General features: G+C 63.8%; 13 protein-coding genes. 5 read left to right on the top strand and 8 right to left on the bottom strand.

Annotated elements, in window-relative coordinates; translation table 11 throughout:
- The first annotated feature begins 187 nt into the window (after positions 1 to 187).
- The 3 genes from ASF14_RS12440 (at position 188) to ASF14_RS12430 (ending at position 5909) form a co-directional block, all read left to right on the top strand.
- Positions 188 to 2212, top strand: a complete 2025-nt coding sequence (locus ASF14_RS12440) for a glycoside hydrolase domain-containing protein (RefSeq protein ID WP_156361163.1) — start codon at positions 188 to 190, stop codon at positions 2210 to 2212.
- 89 nt (positions 2213 to 2301) lie between these two features.
- Complete coding sequence (locus ASF14_RS12435) at positions 2302 to 4818, top strand: TonB-dependent receptor (protein WP_056435164.1); 2517 nt, start codon at positions 2302 to 2304, stop codon at positions 4816 to 4818.
- 5 nt (positions 4819 to 4823) lie between these two features.
- On the top strand, positions 4824 to 5909 hold the full coding sequence (locus ASF14_RS12430) for a YdcF family protein (protein WP_236697048.1): 1086 nt from the start codon (positions 4824 to 4826) through the stop codon (positions 5907 to 5909).
- A 225-nt stretch (positions 5910 to 6134) separates the two neighbouring features.
- Here the strand turns inward: ASF14_RS12430 and ASF14_RS12425 are convergent, their stop codons facing one another.
- From ASF14_RS12425 to ASF14_RS12395, 8 genes are all read right to left on the bottom strand, one after another.
- Entirely contained in the window at positions 6135 to 7700 is a 1566-nt protein-coding gene (locus ASF14_RS12425) for a DUF4139 domain-containing protein (RefSeq protein ID WP_236697047.1), read from the bottom strand.
- Positions 7700 to 9088, bottom strand: coding sequence for a DUF4139 domain-containing protein (locus ASF14_RS12420; protein ID WP_056435161.1), 1389 nt, complete (start codon positions 9086 to 9088; stop codon positions 7700 to 7702). Before ASF14_RS12420 ends, ASF14_RS12425 begins: the two co-directional genes overlap by 1 nt.
- A gap of 898 nt (positions 9089 to 9986) precedes the next feature.
- Entirely contained in the window at positions 9987 to 10469 is a 483-nt protein-coding gene (locus ASF14_RS12415) for a DUF421 domain-containing protein (protein ID WP_056435158.1), read from the bottom strand.
- Positions 10469 to 10996, bottom strand: coding sequence for a hypothetical protein (locus ASF14_RS12410; protein WP_056435155.1), 528 nt, complete (start codon positions 10994 to 10996; stop codon positions 10469 to 10471). The genes ASF14_RS12415 and ASF14_RS12410 overlap by 1 nt, the downstream gene beginning before the upstream one ends.
- 93 nt (positions 10997 to 11089) lie before the next feature.
- On the bottom strand, positions 11090 to 11830 hold the full coding sequence (locus tag ASF14_RS20880; protein ID WP_082442223.1) for a phosphatase PAP2 family protein: 741 nt from the start codon (positions 11828 to 11830) through the stop codon (positions 11090 to 11092).
- 598 nt (positions 11831 to 12428) lie between these two features.
- Positions 12429 to 13826, bottom strand: coding sequence for a chromate efflux transporter (chrA, locus tag ASF14_RS12405; RefSeq protein ID WP_056435152.1), 1398 nt, complete (start codon positions 13824 to 13826; stop codon positions 12429 to 12431).
- The gene (locus ASF14_RS12400) at positions 13823 to 14647 is read right to left on the bottom strand and encodes a chromate resistance protein ChrB domain-containing protein (protein ID WP_056435149.1); all 825 of its coding nucleotides are present in this window, start codon (positions 14645 to 14647) and stop codon (positions 13823 to 13825) included. Before ASF14_RS12400 ends, chrA begins: the two co-directional genes overlap by 4 nt.
- A gap of 307 nt (positions 14648 to 14954) precedes the next feature.
- Complete coding sequence (locus ASF14_RS12395) at positions 14955 to 16850, bottom strand: family 1 glycosylhydrolase (RefSeq protein WP_082442222.1); 1896 nt, start codon at positions 16848 to 16850, stop codon at positions 14955 to 14957.
- A 145-nt stretch (positions 16851 to 16995) separates the two neighbouring features.
- Here ASF14_RS12395 and glf point away from each other — a divergent pair, with 145 nt between their 5' ends.
- Positions 16996 to 19359: a UDP-galactopyranose mutase gene (gene glf, locus ASF14_RS12390; RefSeq protein ID WP_236697046.1), complete on the top strand. Its 2364-nt coding sequence runs from the start codon at positions 16996 to 16998 to the stop codon at positions 19357 to 19359.
- A complete protein-coding gene (locus ASF14_RS12385; RefSeq protein ID WP_056435143.1) occupies positions 19356 to 19718 on the top strand; it encodes a hypothetical protein in 363 nt (120 codons plus the stop codon). Before glf ends, ASF14_RS12385 begins: the two co-directional genes overlap by 4 nt.
- Positions 19719 to 19758: the final 40 nt, after the last annotated feature.

Raw genomic sequence — 19758 nt, 5'->3', positions numbered from 1 at the left:
CTCAAACAGAGAGGATTGCCCGATATCGGGGTTGCCAGCCGTGGCAGCAGCAGCGGGTGTTTTTGATACCCAGCAGGATGCCCCCGACTTTGGTTCACGGTTGATCAGTAGGTCATGGCACCGTCAAGAAATGCCAATATGGAGTCATCCTTTTGCTTGGCTGGACGACCAACGAGGAATCAAGTGAATGAGATTTATCATTACGGCCGGGTTGGTCATGATCGCGACGCCTGCACTTGGGCGCGATGCCGCGGTTGATCTGGTCGACCCGTTGGCTGGGACGCTCGCCGATTTTGGGCAGCTGACGCCCGCCGCCGTAGCACCCTTTGGTATGGTGCAACTTGGCCCCGATACCAATCCTGCTAATCATGCCGGCTATGATTTTGCGGCAGATCGGCTGAACGGCTTTTCCTTTACACGGGGCGTTGGCGTCGGTTGTGGGGGTGGGGGTGGCGACCTGCTCGTGTCGATGCGCTTCGCCGGAGCCAGCGGCCCAGCGCTTATGGACAAGCGCCGCGAGCGTTCTGCCGCAGGCTTTTACAGGATTGTATATGACGGCGCGGTGACGGCGGAGGCTACGGCGACCAGGGGAGCAGGGCTGCTACGTTTCTCGACAAAGCGGGCCGGACGGGTCCAGCTTCGGATCGATGCATGGCACAGTTATGCCAAGCGCGCCTCGGCAACGTGGCGAACCGTAAACAGCGATGACCTTCGTGCCGTAATGGTGGCCGGGACGGTGTGCGACAAAGGTCTATATCGTCTTTTTTCCTCCAGCCGTGTGACGGTGAACGACCGTCCACTTCACCGTAACATGGTCGCGAAGGATGGCGTGGCGACCCTAGACCTGGATCTTAAGCGCGGCGACGTCGTCCAGTTGGCGACCGGTTTGTCGAGCGTCGACGTCGATGGCGCCGCACGCGTTCGCGAAACGGAATTGGGGAGTCGACCTTTCAAGGCGGTCGCGGCTGCCACGCGCGCCGATTGGAACCGCGTCCTCGAACGGGTACGGCCGGAAGGGGGGAGGGCGGAGCGGGCGCTATTCTACACTTCGCTGTTCCGGGTCTTTCAAACGCCCGTCGCGATCGACGATCCGGATGGTCGCCACCGGGAGAATGACGGGTCGATCGCGCGGTCTTCCAAAGGACAGACTCGCTACGCCAGTTGGTCGCTATGGGACATTTATCGCACACAATTGCCGTTGCTGGCCCTGCTGCAACCCGAACGCAGCCAGGATATCGCCCGCTCGCTCGCCGATCTCTACATACGCGGCAAAGCCCAATGGGCGACGATGAACGAGCCATTCCTGACCGTCCGTACGGAACATGCCGGGATTGCGCTGCTCGACATGCGGCGCAAGGGAATTACCGGCTTCGACGCCCCCGGCGCGCTGAAGGCCATGGTGGCCGACAGCGCCACCTTGCAACGCGATACGCCCGACCAGCAGATTGAGGCGGCCTATGACGACTGGGCGACTGCGCAACTAGCGCGCGATCTGGGGGATGAGGCGACAGCACGACGCTTTACGGCGCAGGCCATTGGCTATCGCCCGATGTGGCGCTCGGTCTTTGAAAAGCCGGGCGAAGATGGCGACATTGTCAAGGCGCGCGGTCTGTACCAGGGAACCCTGTGGCAATATCGCTGGGCACCGGTCTTCGACCTCGAGTGGATGATGGCCACGGTCGGAAATGGTGACTGGCGGGCGCAGTTGCATCGTTTTTTCAATGATGGGCTGTTCAACATGACGAACGAGCCGGACATCCATGTTCCGTGGCTATTTGCCGCGGCGGGAGAGGCGCAGGCGACCGCCGATCTGATCCGCAAGATTCTGACGCAGCCGATGGAGCATCCCTATACCAACGAAGGCAAACTGGCGCGGCCCTTTGTCGGGTACAGCTTCGCATTGGCGCCGCAAGGGTTCGCCGACGGGATGGACGACGATGCCGGGGCGATGACCGCCTGGTATGTCTTTGCCTCGCTCGGGCTTTATCCGCTCGTACCGGGTGAGCCCTGGTATCAAGTGACGGTCCCAGCATTTTCACGCACGACGATGGATTTGGGGCAGGGACGGCGTGTGACGGTGCGACGGGCAGGGCCGCGTGACGGCAAGATCGTTCAAGTCGACTGGAATGGTCACGTGCTGACCGACTGGCGGGTCGGCCATGATGCGCTTGCCAAAGGGGGCGTTTTGACCGTCACCACGCAGCCGCACTGATCCAGGTTGGTGCGTAAAATATCGGATTTCACAAATCTGTCGTGAACGAGCGGCATGGGAGCCGCCAATTAATCCGAACGGGGGAAATCATGATCTTTGCCAAATCCGCGCTGCTGCGTGCGACCGCGCTGGGTGCGGCACTCGTTGCCGCCCCGCAAATGGCCAGCGCACAGACGGCCAACGAGGCGGCGGGCGACGCCGTGCAGGCGGATGTGGCACCGTCGGAGGTTACCGGCGAGGATGTCATCGTTACCGGGTCCGCCCGACGGCAGCGTCGTTTCGACGTGTCCTACGCGGTGAACTCGTTGGGACAGGACGATGTGAAGCGGCTGGCCCCGCTGAATTTCGCTGATCTGCTCGGCAAACTGCCCGGCATTCAGGTCGAGGCGACCGGTGGCGAGGTGCAGAATGTCACGCGCGTGCGCGGTATCCCCACCGATGACGGCTACGCCGTGTTCCAGCAGGACGGCCTGCCGCTGTTCCACGACATCAACGGCAACTTCTTCCGGGGGGACAGTCTCAACCGCTATGACCTGATGACGGAGCGGGTCGAGGTGGTTCGCGGCGGTCCCGCGCCGATCTTCGCCAGCCAGGCGGCGGCGATCGTCAACTCGATCACCGCGACCGGCACCGCCACGACGCGCGGCAAGGTGCAGGTGACGCTGGGCACCACCGACCTCTATCGCCTGGACGCGATGCAGGCGGGGCCGCTCGGCGAGCGGACCTATTACGCGGTCGGCGGCTATTTGCGACAGGATGGGGGCCAGCGGGACAATGGCTTCCCCAATGATCGCGGGGGTCAGCTCCGCGCCAACATCAAGCGCGATCTGGACAATGGCACGCTGAAGATCAGCGTCAATTATCTGAACGATCACAACACCTTCTATCTGCCGATCCCGGTCGCCGATCCACGTGACCCTTCGGTGTCGCTCAATCCGTATATCGACTTCTTCCACGGCACGCTGAATTCGCCTGCCTTTCGTGGGGTGACGTTGAAGTACCGTGACTCCGCCGGTGTGGTGCGCAGCGAGACCCGCGATCTGGCCGATGGGCGCCACATGGAATATGGCAATCTCGGGCTGCAATATGACGCCGAGTTCGGTGGCTGGCAGTTCTCGGCCAAGGCCGGGTACACCCAGGGCAAGCTGCGGTTCGATGCGCTGTATTCGACGTCGAACCCGGTCGACGCCAACAGCTTCGCCAATAGCTTCCGGACGGCCGCCACGGCCGCCTTCGGCGCCGTCGCCCGGCTGGGTTATGCGCTGTCGGGCACCAACGGCGCGACGGCCTATGATCCCTATGCGGCATCGGGATTGGTCGTGCAGGGCCAATATCGCGGCGTAGATTCCCGATTCTATTCGGGGCAGGGCGATGTCAGCGTTACGCGCAAGTTCGAGACCGGGTTCGGCAGCCATGATTTACGTCTGGGCGGCTATGCCTCCGCCTATGGGCTGACCAACAAAGCGATCTATCAGGACTATCTGATGGAGGTCCGCGGCCAGCCCCGCACGCTCGACCTCGTCGCCTATTCGGCGACCGGGGCGGTGCTGGGCTCCGTCACGGACAAGGGCGTGCTGCGGTACGGCACCACACTGAACCAGGGTGACGTCGATTCCACGGTGTACGCAGTCTATGCGAACGATACGTGGGAGGTGGCATCCGGCCTGCGGATCGACGGCGGCATTCGCCATGAGTGGTACAATATCAACGGCTATGGCCTGACATCCACCTCGGTCAACCTGGGCGATGCGACGACGCTCGCCGACAACAGCGTCCGCAGCTTCGACGGCGGCCGCCAGACCCGTAAGGACAGTCCGGTCGCGACCAACTGGACGGTCGGCGTCAACTATGACGTCAGCACCCATTTCGGCGGCTATCTCCGCGCATCGCATCTGGAGGTGCCGCCCCAGTCTTCGAGCTATTACAATATCAATCCCGTTCTGGTGAAGACCCAGGCCGATCAGTACGAAGCCGGGCTGAAGGCGTCGTTCGGCCGCAACTACTTGTACATGACCGGCTTCTATACGAAATTCGACCCATTCAACGCGTCGTTCGTGGCATTCAATCCGACGACCGGTCGCAACGACCAGGCGGTGCCTTTCATCGGGCAGGCCGAGGTGAAGGGCGTCGAGGTCGACGGCACGCTGGCACCGGTGCCATGGTTCTTCGTATCGGGCTCGTTCACCTATCAGGAGCCGAAGTACCGGAACCTCCAGAACAGCTCGGGTGCCGATCCCTCGGCGGTCAACGGCAAGCAGATCATCCGCGAACCCAAGGTCTTCGGGAATATCCGCCCGACCTTCGCCTTCGATGCCGGTGGGGACCAGGTTGAGGTCTATGGCCGCTACGAGTTCGTCGGGCGTCGCTATGTCGACCTGTTCAACAATACCGGTCTGCCCGCCTACAACACCTTCGGTCTGGGTGCGACGCTGACCCATGGCGGGTTCCAGTTCCAGGTCGTCGGCGACAACATCTTCAACAACAAGGGCCTGACCGAGGGTAATCCGCGGACCGACCAGCTTGACGGACAGACGTCGCGCGATGCGATCTATGGCCGCCCGATCTTTGGCCGCAGCGTGCGGTTCGTCGTCAGCAAGGCTTGGTAAGACCGATGCGACGGATGGCGGCGACGACGCTGGCGATCGCGATTGCCATGTGGTCGCCCGCCTATTCCCAGCCAGTCATACGCGACGGCCAGCTGTCCGCGATGGCGCAACGCCTGTTTCCGGCGCTGCATGGGCCGCTGGCAGGGCAGGCGCGTGACCGTCGCGTCGCGGCTTGCGCCGGGGCGCCCGCGTGCGTCGTGGAGGCGGCGATCCTGCGCGACGACGAGCGGGAGGCCTTGGCCGCCCGCTCGCCCGACGGGGGTGACGATGTGCGACGGCAGGTCGACGGGCTGAACGAGATTCTGCGGGTGTATGGGGTCGGCAAATTGCCGCGCTATCCGCTGATCGACGGGTCCGACTCGCCCTTCGGTAGCGATGCCTTTGCCGCCAAGGTTGCCGACGCGGTGGTCATGTCCACGGCGCAGCGCAGCGATCCGGCGCTAGGTGGCGATATCAGCCTGTCGCTCGCCCTCGCACTGCTCGACGTCAATGACAAGAATGCGGCGGTCGCATTCGAACCGCTCGATCGGCGATACAATGCCGCGGCGTTCAAACGCGCGCGAACGACGAATTGGGGACGGTACCGCTATAGCGCGATCTTGGTACTGGGCATCGGGCCGGATGATCTGGAGACGCCGCTTAGCGCCAAGGGGAAGGTCAACGTTCGTGTCGCAGCCGAGCAATTTGCCGCAGGCATCGCGCCCTTCCTGATCGTCAGTGGCAGCGCGGTGCATCCGCGCGACACACCGCATGTCGAGGCATTGGAGATGCGCCGCGCTCTGATCGAGCGCTTTGGCATTCCGGCCGATGCGATCGTGGTAGAGCCCTATGCCCGGCATACGACAACGAACCTTCGCGACGCCACGCGCCGGTTGGTTGCGATGGGGGCCCCGTTTGACCGGGATATGCTCGTGGTCAGCAATGCGTCACATATCGACGCGGTCGCCAGCCCGGCCTTTGTCGAACGCAACCGCCGCGAACTCGGCTATCAGCCCGCCATTGCTGATGGCCGGATCGCCCCCACCGCTATCGCAATGAAGCCGTTGCGCGAATCGTTGCGCGTCGATCCCGCAGACCCCCTGGATCCCTGAACGGGGGCGGCGCCAGCTACGGTCAAACGGATTGTGCACCTTTTTCTCATCGGCAACGTAAATTCGCAAAGAAGGTCCATCCGGTCCGGGCAAAACTTATGAACGGATGTCCGGAGTTGGGTGGAGAAAGTGGCTCTGAATGACTGCTTGTGGGTCTTTTGTAACGTCTACCCAGCAGCAGCACCGGAGGTGAACCAGCGACAAACTCGTGTCCTGTATGACGACCTAATAGCGGTAGCGCAGCTCAGCTTGGCCGCCCGGCGGAAGCGTTGGCGACCAAGTGACGACTCCCTCAATACGGTCAACATCCTGGGCTTCCGCTTCGATCTGCTGCCCCGCAACCCCGATCGGCACGTCGAGCGTTACCGCAAACGGGTTAGCGTTATTCACCGTCAGCATCGCCTCCCGGGAACCTAGAGCGGCGCGGGGCACCCGCAACGGGTCGTGCGGAGCTACCTTCGCTTGCGTCACCGTCACCTGGCTGCTCACACCGGCCGCGAGGCGGAAAATCTCACCGACGGTGCGATCCGTGATCGCCCCCAGTCCGAGCAAGAGTCGCTCGCCCGCCCGCTGAGCGTAAAGCGCGGTACTGCCCGCGGGCAGCGGCACGCCTAAGCCCTCCGTCTTTTCGTTCTTCAGCATCAGTATAATCGCGGTCGATGCGGCGTCGATCTGCTGTCCTGGATAAACCGGTCGGCGATACCGCCGCTCGAAGGGCACCGATCCTTGGGCCAGCAGCGCCACCTGCTTCTGCGCGCGTGCCGCGACAGTGGTCGGCATCGGGATCCGGTAGAGCTTCAGGTCGCCAAGGTTCTCCGGCGGCGGCGGCGGCGGAGGTGGGGGAGGTGGTGGTGGCGGAGGCGGAGCAGGTGCCATCATGCGCACTGCCGTCACCACGATCTGATTGGCAGGCTCGATTGGATCGGCCGGCTCGAACTTGCTCGCGCGCAAGTCGGATGTGGTCGTTCCGAGCGGGTAGCAGACCAGCCGCAGTGCGCTTGCCTCCTGCGGGATCGCCGACACGGCAACCCGGTTAAGCCGACCGGCGACCGCCTGCACCTCAGCTTGGGGAAACCCCTGGTCATTGCCGTTGGCCAGCGTCATCCAGGCAAACAGGTCGAGCGCGCGGCCATTGGGGGCGAGTGTGGCCACATAGCTCGCCCGCCAGTCGAACCCGGAGGCGAGATAGGTCAGCCGAACCGTGACGGTCGCCGCTGCCGGGCTGGCAGTGGTAACGCTCAGCACCGGCTTGCTGGACAGCCCGGCCGGCACGCCCGCATACCCCAGTTTCTCGGGCAGGCCCGAGCAGCGCAGCGCCTCAATGCCCGCGGCCGTCTGCACGATCACTCCGGGACGTGGGCCGGCGACGATCGTCGCCTCCTCACTGACCGCCCGGCCGGTTGCCTTGTCGGTGTGGGTCAGCGTGATCCTTCGGCCAAGCGTGCCGTCAACTAGCGACGCCGGCGAAAGCAGGCGCGCGTCACGGTTCTTCTCAATCGTGCCTCCGGGCAACCCGTCGATTATCGCGCTAACCGGCACAATTCCCTCTGCCACGCCCTCGAACCGCACTGTCACGGCCCCACGCGGCAGCCGGATGCGCCGGGTCTCCGTCACAAGCGCGAACCCTTGCAGGAAGCGCAGGTTCATCGTGCCCCTGCCGTAGGGCGCGCGATAGACGGTGAGCGAGACCCGGTCGGGCGTGGCGGAGGTGACCGTGACCGGCTTGGCGTGCAGCGGCGTCGCGACGACCGCCATGGCCAGGACGGCCGCCGCAAGCAGCCGGCGCAGCATCAGTAGCGCGTGTCGAAGGTTGCGGTCACCACGGCACTGCCGTTGGCCGGCACCGGCACCTGCCAGGCGTAGGTTCCGGCGTTGCGGCGTTCGCCCTTGGCGCTGTCCTCAACAACGCGCACGTCGCCCCAATCGAGACCGCCCTGTATCAGCTCGACCGTTGCCGGTCGCGACCGCGCGTTGGTCAGCTTGTAGCGCACCGCCGTCCGCCAACGGTCGCCCTGCTTCACGCGCGAGACCGTGGTCGGCTGAATCTTGACGTCGAACGCGTCGCCCGTGGGTAGCGCAATCGTCGAGCCCTGGGGCGTATGCTCGATGCGATTCTCGCCGATGAACTGCGGCTGGCCGCGCGCATCACGGGCGTAAACCCTTACCACGCCAGCAGGCAGTGCGCCGCCCATGCCCGCCGCGCCGGAGTTGCGGAAGCGCAGCACCGACTGAGCGCTGCGCGGCTCGTCCGAGCTACCGAGCCACGCATTCTCGAATCGGTAGCCTGAGCTTGCCGCCACGCCCTTGGCGTCCAAAAAGCTGACCTGCTTGGTTTGCTTGTCGGCGATCGTGGTGCGTTCGGTCAGCGGATAGAGGTAGAAGTCGCCCAGCTGCTCTCGCGCGGCGCTCTCGGTGCCCGGCGCGATCCGCGTCACCCGCCGCTGCCGAGGCCTGTAGTCGCCATTGTCGTCATCGGTGCTGCCGACCTCGCCCGCGACCAACAGCGTTTTGGCGTTCGAGAAGGTCGTGCCGCTGGTATTTTTGAGCGTCACCCAGCCCTGCATGTCCACCGTTCCATTTTTGTCGTCGAACAGCGCGACATAATCCGCGCTCCAGCCGAGTCCCCTGCTGAGGTAGGAAAGCGTCGCCGGTCGCGTGCCCACGCGGCTGCTGGCGAGCGTCACCGACAGCGTCGGGCGCGCCCTAAGCGCATCCGGCACCTTGTCGAAGACCACGCGAACAGGCAGCCCGTCGTCGCGTAGCACCTCGACATGGCCGTTCACCTCGATGACCACGCCGCCGTTCACGGCCAGCACCTTGGCCCGGTCGCGGGTCTCGGCGCCTGTGGCGGGGTTGGTGCGGACCAGCGTGATTGTCTCGCCCACCGCCTTTTCCATCAAGCTCGACGGGCTGAGTAGGTCGTAGTCGAAGTTCTGCTCGACGATGGCGGCGTCGGGCACGACCAGCGACACGGTTTCCGGCCGGATCGCGGCACTGACGTCGGGGAAGTTCTGGCGCGCCTGACCTTTCCCCAGCGGCAGCTGGCGCACGTCCTGCACCAGTGCCACGTCGTTGTTGTAGATGGTCACCGACACGTCGCCTTGCGCACTGCCCGCGGTGGGGGCGTCGGCGGGCGGGGGAAGCTGCTGAGCGGCGGCCGCCGTCGATCCCAGTAGCATTGCCAGACAGCCGGCTCGCCAAAAGTGCTTACCCACATCACCCTCCTCTGATTGGCATGACAATGGCGCGGTCGGGTCGGAGAGGCAACGCGGCATTGTCAGGGCGCCTATCGGGACAAGCTCGCCTCGTCGCAGGCTGACGCTGCCCGTTTGAGGAGGGACGGAGACCGCGCGGTCTCACAACACGTCGCGTAAAGAAGCATTCTCAAGTAAACGCTGACATTATGAACGAAAGGCCGAAGTCTGGAAGAAGAAAACACGTTGCAGATGGCCGAAAGTGGGTGTGACGAAAGGGAATCGTGGCCGCTTGAGTTTAACTTCTGCAGTTCTGCTTTCGCCGGAACTTGGGTACGGTCGTGGCACCATCTAGGCGATACGGCTCTAGGCTTATGACCGATCCTTATCTGAAGATGTCTAAGCGTCGATACGTCTCGTCGTCCGCCTCGGGATCCCCCTTCGACAGCCTAGCGATCGATCTGGTTGGGCGACAGCGGGGCTGCCGGATCAGATACAGGCCGATCCGGATCTTGGTGCGGCTCATATGCGATCACCCATTGAGGGTAGCCATCCGGCGACATGGTGATGTCGGCATGCCCAACCGGATCGTTGCCGGTCTCGATCCATCCCGCCCCGTGGCAATAATCGCAGATTGCCCGTTTGCACCGGAAGCTGATCAGATCGATCTCGGTGTTCCATTGCCCGTATCCCCGACAGATCGGGCATTTTGCATCCAGGGTCCCGTTTCGCGGCTGAAGCGGGATGATGTCGAAAGCGTGGGGGCTGTTTGGTCCGTCGCAATAGACGACGTTGCTGGCATGGGCGATCGGTCTTCTCCTACACCTCGGCCGAACGAATTACCCGACTTCGGGTTGCCGCCGTCGTGACGGCGTGCATCGCGTTACGCAGTACCAGCGTCATCGTCGTCGGGCTTCACCTCACCGCCGTCTTTGCGGATGAAGCTGATCTTGCCCTGTGTCTCCAGGATAGCCCAGGCGACCTGATTCATGTGGGCGATGCCCGCTAGGCGCATCTCGGCTTCGACCTCTGCGCGCGTGATGCGGTCGCGGCGGAGATTCGCCTCGATCAGTTCACCATCCCGAATGATGACCTGCGGCCGACCGTCCAGCAGTGTTTCCAGCTTAGGCGAAAGATAGGTCGCCCAGCTCATCACCAGCGCCCAGAAGGCGAACGTGGCGATCGCCAGGATCGAACCGGTGAGGCTGAAGTCGTTATGCGTGACGCCTTGCTGGACCAAGTCGCCCATCACCACGATGACCACCAATTCGAATGGCGTCAGCTGGCCGATCTCGCGTTTCCCCAGCAGCCGCAGCAACAGGTAGAGCGCCGCGAATGTGACGGAAGCCCGCAGGACGATGTCCATTATGGCAGGACCGGGATGGTGACATGGGCCTGGGTCAGGGGGGTGTCGTCATCCAGAAGCGTGACGTTTCCTGTTACGCGCCCAATTAGTGGCGGATTTGTCTGGCCGTCGATTTTGACCTCCAACGTCTCCCCCGCCTTCAAGGGGCCGTACTTAAAGCGATACTGCCCGTCCTTGAAGCTCTCGTTGGCGGGGGCCGGCACCTGGCTGTTGATGGTCAGATCGCGCCATAGGGGTGCATCGACCCCGATCACCGGCTTGGCAATGGCTTGTCGGGCGGTGACCCGGATGCGGGTCTCGAAAAACAGGCCGCTGCGCAGCGGACGGGCAATCTTCAGCTCCAATGAAGCGGCGGGAGCAGAGACGGACGTCACGGGCGCAGGTGCACCGCCGAGCAGTCCAGTCGCCGCAACTGCCATAGCCGTGCCTAGCACGATGAACGCGAGCGGGCTGGCGTGTGCCCGCAGCCCTCGCACGGATGCCACATGGCGCTCCTCAATGCCGTCGGGCAGGTCGGTGTCACCCATCTGCGTCACCGAGCCAATTTGTCTGGCAGACGCGTAGACACGACATTATTTGGCTCAGTCCTCGGGGCCATCCCATCATGAAGCATAAGGGCCTCATGGGTGAGCCAATGCAATAAACTCAGGTGAATAAGGTGCCGGTTGGGACGATCCCACGTCCTGGCCATTTTGCTGGATGCGAGGCGACGACAGCGCCACTGCACGACGGATGACTGGCGTCGCGTCGTCATCGCTGATGCCACGCTGCCGTTTTGCGAAGTCACGCTCGGCCCATTGAACCGCTGAATCGATCGCTGCATTGCTCACGCGTTCAGCGATCAGGCCAATGGCGATCCCAGCCAGGACATCGCCAGCATAATGCGTTCCGCGCGGCACCTGTACGACGGACACGGACAGTGCCGCACCACGGGCAAGGACCGCATGGTCTGGATATGCTCGTGCGATCGCCTCGCCGACTGCGACGGCACCAGCGCTGTGCCCAGATGGGAACGAATTCTCCTCGTGGCGGTCGCTATCACCCTGACGCACCCGAGGATCGTCACCGTCTTTCGGGCGCCTGCGGTTGATCACGGCTTTGATCCTGCTTTTGGCCCAGGTGGCAAGCGTGTGTGCCGCCAGCATCTTGAAGCCGGCCCTCGCAAGGTGCGCATCTCGTTGGGCGATACCAACCGCGATCGTGGCGGCGCAAATCATCCGCATCTGTGGCTGATCACCGATCTCACTGGCGGCACCGATTAGGCGCACTGGCCAGCTATCGCGCTCATCATTCACCTGTGAGGTGATTTTATGGTCGGCCTGTTCGACAGCGGTAGGTTTGCGTTCTCCATCCATGGCCATTCAACAGATGGATCAATCCTTTGGCTCCGTCAGGCGATGTAGGAATATACTGTTCTATTGAATGCCTTCTGCCTATTCGGCCTGCTGTCCATGAACTTGTTCAATATGCCTATCCCCCTGCCAATCGTCACTCCGTCTCGGCCCGGAATTCCTTATTCCATGATGGTAAGAGGTTTTCGCTCGCGGGCGTTGGGTTCTTGCTGCAGCGGACGTTCAAGTTGCGTCGCCCGAGCGACGGTTTTTCCCCAGTTTTCGCCGTTCAAGCGGAGACGCGCTGCCAGCATCTACTAATGGACAAGCGTCTTAAGTTGGGGCGCTGCCAATCGTCTGCGAATGTCGGATTCTGAGTCAGTCGTGACGGAAGGGGCAGGGCGGCCGCATCCGCCCGAACCCGGACGCTCCGGCGGGCAATCTGGCTTCCCGAAAGCAGCCATTCGTTCGGCGCGATCAACGGCCCGGATCGAACGACAGAGGCCGGGGCGTGAACGCGGGCGGCGGACTGACGACGCTCCGCGCGACGACAGGCCCGCTCGGCAAGGCGGCACCCGCCGCGATACCGAGACACAACTGCATGCGCCGATCGATGGTTCTCTTGGCGTCATCGGATTGCCCCGGCGCCATAAAGCGTGAGCCCCGCAGCCGACGTCGCCAGCAAGGTTGTGATGACCCCCGCCCGTGTCATGAAGATCGCATAGGCGGCCCCGAGCGACAGGGCGAGAGCGGCCGGATCGATGCTGGTCAGCACCGGGGCGCCGAAGCGGAACGGCCCTGCCGCGATCATCATGGTTTCGCGAAACAGCGTGTGCAGTGCGAACCACAGCGCGAGGTTGAGGACGACGCCCACGACCGCTGCGGTGATGGCGGAGAGCGCGCCGGCGACTGCCGCGTTGCCACGAAGTCGCTCGATAAAGGGCGCGCCGAGGAAGATCCACAGGAAGCACGGCACGAACGTCACCCAGGTCGCGAGGAGGCCGCCGAGCGTACCGGCCACGAGCGGCGACAGCCCGCCTGGATCGCGATAGGCGCCGAGGAAGCCGACGAATTGCAGGACTATGATGAGCGGCCCAGGCGTCGTCTCCGCCATGCCGAGGCCGTCCAGCATCTCCTTCGGCCCAAGCCAGCCATAATTCTCGACCGCCTGCTGCGCGACATAGGCGAGGACGGCATAGGCACCCCCGAACGTCACCATCGCCATCGTCGAGAAGAAGGTCGCGATGCGACTGAAGACATCATCGGGACCGAGCACGATCAGCAGCGCCGCGACCGGCAGCAACCAAAGCGCCAGCCAGACCAGCGCCGTACGCATCGTCTCTGCCCAGGTCGGCCGCGCATGGACCGGCAGCTCCTCGCCGAGCAGCGTGTCTGCATCGGCCACGACCGCGCCACTGGACGCGCCGTGGCCTCCTCCCCTGAAGGCCGTGCTACCCTGTCGTGCGGACCACCATCCGATAAGGCCGGCGCCCAGCACGATCAGCGGGAACGGCGCGCTGACGAAGAAGATCAGTACGAAAGCTGATGCGGCGAGCGCCCTTGCCGGGGTGGACTTGAGCGCGCGTCCGCCGATCCGAACCACCGCCTGAAGGACGATAGCCAGCACGGCGCATTTGAGGCCGAAAAACAGCGCCGAGACGATGCCGACACGACCATAGAGGACATAGACCCAGCTCAGCGCCATGATCGCGACCGCGCCGGGAATAACGAACAGCACGCCGGCGACGATGCCGCCCTTCGTGCGGTGCATCAGCCAGCCGATATAGGTCGCGAGCTGCTGCGCCTCTGGCCCGGGCAGCAACATGCAGTAGTTGAGGGCGTGCAAGAACCGCTGCTCACCGATCCAGCGTTTCTCGTCGACGAGGATGCGGTGCATCACTGCGATCTGTCCGGCCGGACCGCCGAATGAGAGCATCGCGATGCGCAGCCAGACCCAGAAGGCTTGGACGAGTGTGACCGGCTCCGGGCGTGCCGGGATTGCGGCCTCCGCCATCACCGCCGTCATGCCGGCACCTTGCCGCGCGCCGGCTGATGCGAGGACCAGTTGTGCTTCTCGCCCTGCGCGTCGCGGCACCAGCGATAGAGCGCGTCGTACACCGCCATGCCGGCTTCAAGCTGGGCGTGATCGTCATTGTAGATGCGCGACAGGCCAAGCGAGATGGCGAGCAGTCCGGCAGCCTCAGGTGCTAGATCGAGCCGATCGGTATCGGCACCCCGCACGATGGCGGCCAACCGAACCAGCGGTTTGTGCGTTTCCAGCCCGAAGGCCTCGACCATCACGTCGAAGGTGCAGCGCTCGTCGCGATGGCTCCAGAACACGCCTTCGTCCGCGACGTCGAACGGTTCGGCCCGCTGCTGGGTCGCGACGGTCAGCACCTCGCCGGGCGCGACGAACAGGAAGCGAGCCTCCGGATCGACGAAGCGCCGGATCAGCCAAGGACAGGCGATACGATCGACCTTGGGCCGCGCGCGTGTAACCCACCAGGTCCGGCCATCCTCATGCCGTGGCGGCAGATGGTCGAGCGAAACGGTCGGTAGGGCGCTTGCGGTCCATGCGGCGAACCCGCCTTCCAGCACTTCGGCTGCCACCCCTTCGCTGCGCAGGATCGCTGCTGCGGAAGCTGCCGCACCACCACCATCTGCGTCGATGATGACGGCGGCCGATCTGGCACCATAACCCCATCGGATCGGATCGGAGTGATCAGGGAACAGCGATCCCGGAATAGCTTTTTCCGGAGTATCGCGCAGGTCGATGATATGGGGGGCGCCGACCGATGCGACGAGGCGGGCGAGCTTTTCCGGTGTGATGGCGTTTGGAGCAGGCATGATGCGTCCCTTGCGTGGTCGTGCTGGACGCGATGCTCTAGCTGACGCCTCGTGGGGAGATCGCAATCCCCATGCACTCAATCAGCCATGCGAATGAGATGTTGTCAACCGACGATGGAGCGTCCGACAAACCGGGGGCGGTACACTGCCTCTCTTTATCAATGGCCGGGTCCGGTCGGCACCTGGCTACAAGGTGGCATGGTCACGCCGCTTTCTCGCCAATCGACGCGCAGCCACGGCCCGTCTTTCGCGCGTTCTTAGACCCGCCGCCGGACGGCACGCTCCGCGTCTGGGGGCGGACATTCCCTCAGGTTCGAACAGCATCGCCAAAGGCCGCCGTAACGGCGGCCCGTCGCCCGTGCGCAAACATGGAATCGGCAATCTTGGGGGTAGTCGTTCCGGAGCACATTTCGGTGTGGCTGCTCCCTACCGGCGATGGGACGGGATCATGTAACCCATCCCGGCCATCGATCAGCAGGTCCAGCGCCCGGTTCAACAGGGCAAGATTGGAGCGGCAGTCCGCAAATCCGCCTTCCCATTCCCAAGGAATAAGCAAGGCCCCGGGGGAGATCGGCGATCGAGCGTCATCCTGTAAGGGCGGGGAGACGTTATTCGGGCCGAGACAGGCTTGCCCGTCGATGAGGTGGAGGCTCGCGACCCTTCTATTTTGACAGACGCGCGCAACCCTGATCGCATCGGCCATATTCCGGGCGTCGAGATGAGCCAAGGCCCATGGCCGGGCATTATCCAGCATCGTGGCCATATCGGACTGGTGCTCCTCGTCGTGCGTTTCGCATGGGGCCACATAATGAGCGATGCCTCGTTTCCGGCACTGTTCCGACCACGCCTGGGCCAGCGCGTTATCCCGACTCCAGATCAGCAGAACCGGAACCGACTGCGCTTCGCTCAATGGCGGTGTTTTGATCGGATAAGGGATAGCGGGATAGACAAGCCGATCCGGACGCCGCCACCAGCCAAGGGCATGAGCGACCGGATGGCGTTCGGCGGCCGTCGGCAACCCTTTCCATAAGGACGCCAGGGCGGTCGGACGGGGCACACCATCGGATATGTCGAATACCCCCGCTTCATAGGTACCGGGACGGGTCAGCAAGGTATCCCATCCCTGCGAGCCCAGCAGCGACCACGCGGTGACCGCCCTGATGTCGACGCCTTGCTGGCGAAGCGTCACGCATCCGTCCCACGCCTCCGCTGCCCAGCGCAGCTGCTCCTCGCGGGTGCAGCCATTGTGCACTTCCGTTAATGCGATGGGCGTGCCGTAACGGTCCCAGGCTTCGCGAAGGGCTCCGGCCAGTCCGGGGGGCGGGGGATCGAGCACGCGTATCGCCTCGACATCGGCATAGGCGCGGCGCGCATTGCCGCCATGGGTGTGCGGCGGATAGCGTTGCAACCGATGGTCGAGAAAACGGTCGCTGGTCAGATAATGGTTTACGCCGACGATGTCGGGCGGGCTGGGATCATCGGCGATGCGCCGCAGCCGGTCGGAAAACCCGAAGCTCGCGATCCGCGCCCATAGCGGGTGATGGGGCGTGACACGCCCGAACAACAGGTCCCACCCGGCCCAGCGGCGTAAGTTATCGAACGCCGCCTGTTCGCTCAGGACGAGGGTCGCATAGGTGCGCCCCAAGTCATCGGTCTGGATCAGCCTCGCTGCCGGATTGATCCGACGGATGGCCCGCATCGCGGCCCTGGTGCCGTCGATCTGATTGAGCAGCGCCAGCCAGAAGGCGCCTTCGTCCCGTGCATGGGGATACCAATGGCCATAGAGCGCGGAGAACCGCGCCGTGGTCAGCGGTTCGTTGACCGGGGTCCAGTCGCCGATCCAGGGATAACGCTCGGCGACCTGTCGCGCATAGTCGCCCAGCCCGGCGGCGAACCCATCGTCGAGCAGATGGGTATGGGGCGGGCCGCTGCCATGATGGACCAGTCCGGCAATGGGCCGAATACCCAGCTTGCGCAGTCGCCCCAGCCGTTCGTCGCTCCATGACCAATCGGGCGTCCGTCCGTCCGCCATCACGCGTTCCCACAAGACGGGGTAGCGGATCGCGCGCAGACCCAGCCCGGCGAATAGGTCGAGATCGGTAATACGGTCCTGATGGCCGCTCAGGCGGACCTGATCGCGATAGCCTGTGGCAGTGCGATTGACGGTGCATTCCACGCCACCCCAAAGTTCCAGGCTGTCCATCCCAGTCTCCCTTCGGCCCAACGGATCGGCGTTGGCGGCGTTCCGGGAAACTGACTGATTTGCATTTATATACAGTGGGTTAGCTGGAACATGGCGGAGCGGCGGGATGTTTCTGTTTTGTAACAGAGACCTAGAAGGAGCTTTCGTGACCGCCCAGCTGTCGAGCGCCGCCCATGGCTCCAATAGCCTTTACCACCGTCGTCCGCGATCGACGCTGATCTGCTTTAGTCATCTTCGCTGGGCTTTCGTGTTTCAACGGCCACAGCATCTGATGACCCGCTTTGCCGCGACGCAGGATGTGTTGTTCTGGGAGGAGCCCGAATATCGGCCTGGCCTATCCGAACTACACCGGCGGACATGCCCGGAAAGCGGAGTAGTGGTGCTGACCCCGCAGCTGGACGAGGCCTTGCGAGGTCGGGAGGACGAAGTGCTGGCGGCCTTGCTCGACACCGAGCTGGTGAGTGTGACCGGCCCGGTTATTCGCTGGTATTACACACCGATGATGCTGCCCTTTTCGGACCATGTTCCGGCGGCGTGCATCGTCTATGATTGCATGGACGAGCTGTCCGCCTTCAAGGGCGCGCCGCCACAGCTGCTGGAGCGGGAACAGCAACTGATCGCGCGGGCCGATCTGGTCTTCACCGGCGGGACCAGCCTGTACGAGGCGAAGCGTAGCCGCCATTCGAACGTCCACGCCTTTCCCTCGAGCATCGATGTCGCGCATTTCGGCCGGGCGCGCTCGGGGGGCGAGGGGCCGGCCGACCAGGCGTCGATGCCGCATCCCCGGCTCGGTTTTGCCGGGGTCGTCGACGAGCGGATGGACCTGGTACTGCTGGCGGCGTTGGCCGACGCCCATCCCGAATGGTCGCTGGTCATCATTGGCCCCGTCGTGAAAATCGATGAAGCCGATCTGCCACGCCGCACCAATATCCATTATCTCGGCGGGCGGCCTTATTCGGCGCTGCCGGACTATATGGCGGGGTGGGACGTCGCCCTGATGCCCTTCGCGATCAACGAGGCGACGCGCTTCATCAGCCCGACCAAGACGCCGGAATATCTGGCGGCGGGGTGCCCGGTCGTCTCGACCCCGATCACCGATGTCGTTCGCCATTATGGTGCTCTGGCGGGCGTGGCCATCGCCGATACGCCCGCTGCCTTCGTGGCCGCGTGCGAAGCGGCGATGACCTTGCGGGCCGCTGGAAATGAGTGGCGCGACGCGGCGGACGCGCAGCTTTCACGCGGATCTTGGAGCAGCACGGCGCTGGAGATGACCGCGCTGATCGAGGCGGAGATCACGGGCCGCAACCGGCACGAACCCGTCGTGTCGCCCGTCACCTGGCCGCCGCTGCAGGACCGCTATGACGTGATGGTCGTCGGCGCGGGGTTCGCCGGGGCGGTAATGGCGGAACGACTGGCGTCCGATGCAGGCAAGCGCGTGCTGGTGGTCGACCGGCGGTCACATATCGCGGGCAATGCCTATGACCATCACGATGCCGCGGGCATCCTGGTCCATCGCTATGGTCCGCACATTTTCCACACCAATTCGGACGACGTGTTCGACTATCTGTCGCGCTTCACCGATTGGCGACCCTATGAGCATCGCGTGCTGGCCGATATCGACGGCACGCTGGTGCCCATGCCGATCAATCGCACGACGCTGAACACGCTATATGGTCTGGACCTTTCGAGCGATGCGGAGGTCGAGGCGTTTCTGGCGTCCCGCGCCGAGCCCATTGATCCGATCCGCACATCGGCAGATGTCGTGGTGTCGAAGGTTGGACGCGAACTCTACGAGACCTTCTTTCAGGGCTATACCCGCAAGCAATGGGGCATGGACCCGTCGGAACTCGACAAGTCGGTCACCGCGCGGGTGCCGACCCGGACCTGTACCGACGACCGCTATTTCGGCGACCGTCATCAGGCGATGCCCGCGCAAGGCTTCACCCGCATGTTCCAGGCGATGCTCAGCCATCCCAATATCGACCTGCTGCTGGGGGTCGACTATGCCGATGTTCGTGATGCCTATCCCCACGACCATCTGGTCTTCACCGGGCCGATCGACGAATATTTCGGCTATCGTTACGGCCGCTTGCCTTATCGCTCGCTTCGGTTCGAACATCGGACGCTGAACGAGGAACGGCATCAGCCCGTTGCCGTCGTCAACTATCCCGACGAGGCCGTTCCCTATACGCGGATTACCGAATACAAGCATCTGACCGGCCAGATCGCGCCGCAGACCAGCGTGACCTATGAATATCCCAGCGCGACGGGCGATCCCTATTACCCGATCCCGCGCGACGAGAACCAGGCGTTGTACAAACGCTATGAGGCGCTGGCCCTGGCCGAGCCGCATGTCAGTTTCGTCGGGCGGCTGGCGACCTATCGTTACTACAACATGGACCAAGTCGTCGGGCAGGCGCTGGCAACCTATCGCCGGTTGAAGCCGATGCTTCGGGGAATGGAGATAACGGGTTTGGCCGCCCTGGCGGGAGGACGCAGCGCCGCATGACCCACAGGGAAGGGGGCGGGGCGGCCAGGCCGGTCCTCCTGCTGGCGGCCCAGATCAACTTCGCCGTCGATTATGTCGCGAGCGTGCTGAAGGAACGACATATTCCGGTGATCGGCCCCTTGGACGAGCTGTCGCAGGGGATCCGGGTCCTGTTGACGGAGGATCTCCGGGGCGCGGTCATCATGGGAGCCTTTCGAGCGGAGGATCGCGAGCGGCTGGCCGAGATTCTGGCGCGCCAAGCGCTGCCCTATCTGACGGTCAGGAGCGACGTACAGCCCCAACAGGACGAAGATGGCGCTGCGCTGTTCCCACCATTTGGCGCCTTTCAGGTGGCGGACTGGATCGCGGCGCTGGCGTGATCGGCACGACAAGGTCGATGGTTGTTGCGAATATCCCGAA

Origin of the sequence: Sphingomonas sp. Leaf257, assembly GCF_001422185.1 — a bacterium.
Lineage (GTDB): Bacteria > Pseudomonadota > Alphaproteobacteria > Sphingomonadales > Sphingomonadaceae > Sphingomonas > Sphingomonas yabuuchiae.
The sequence above is the reverse complement of the archived record's forward strand: the minus strand, read 5'-3'. Positions and strand labels throughout refer to the sequence as shown.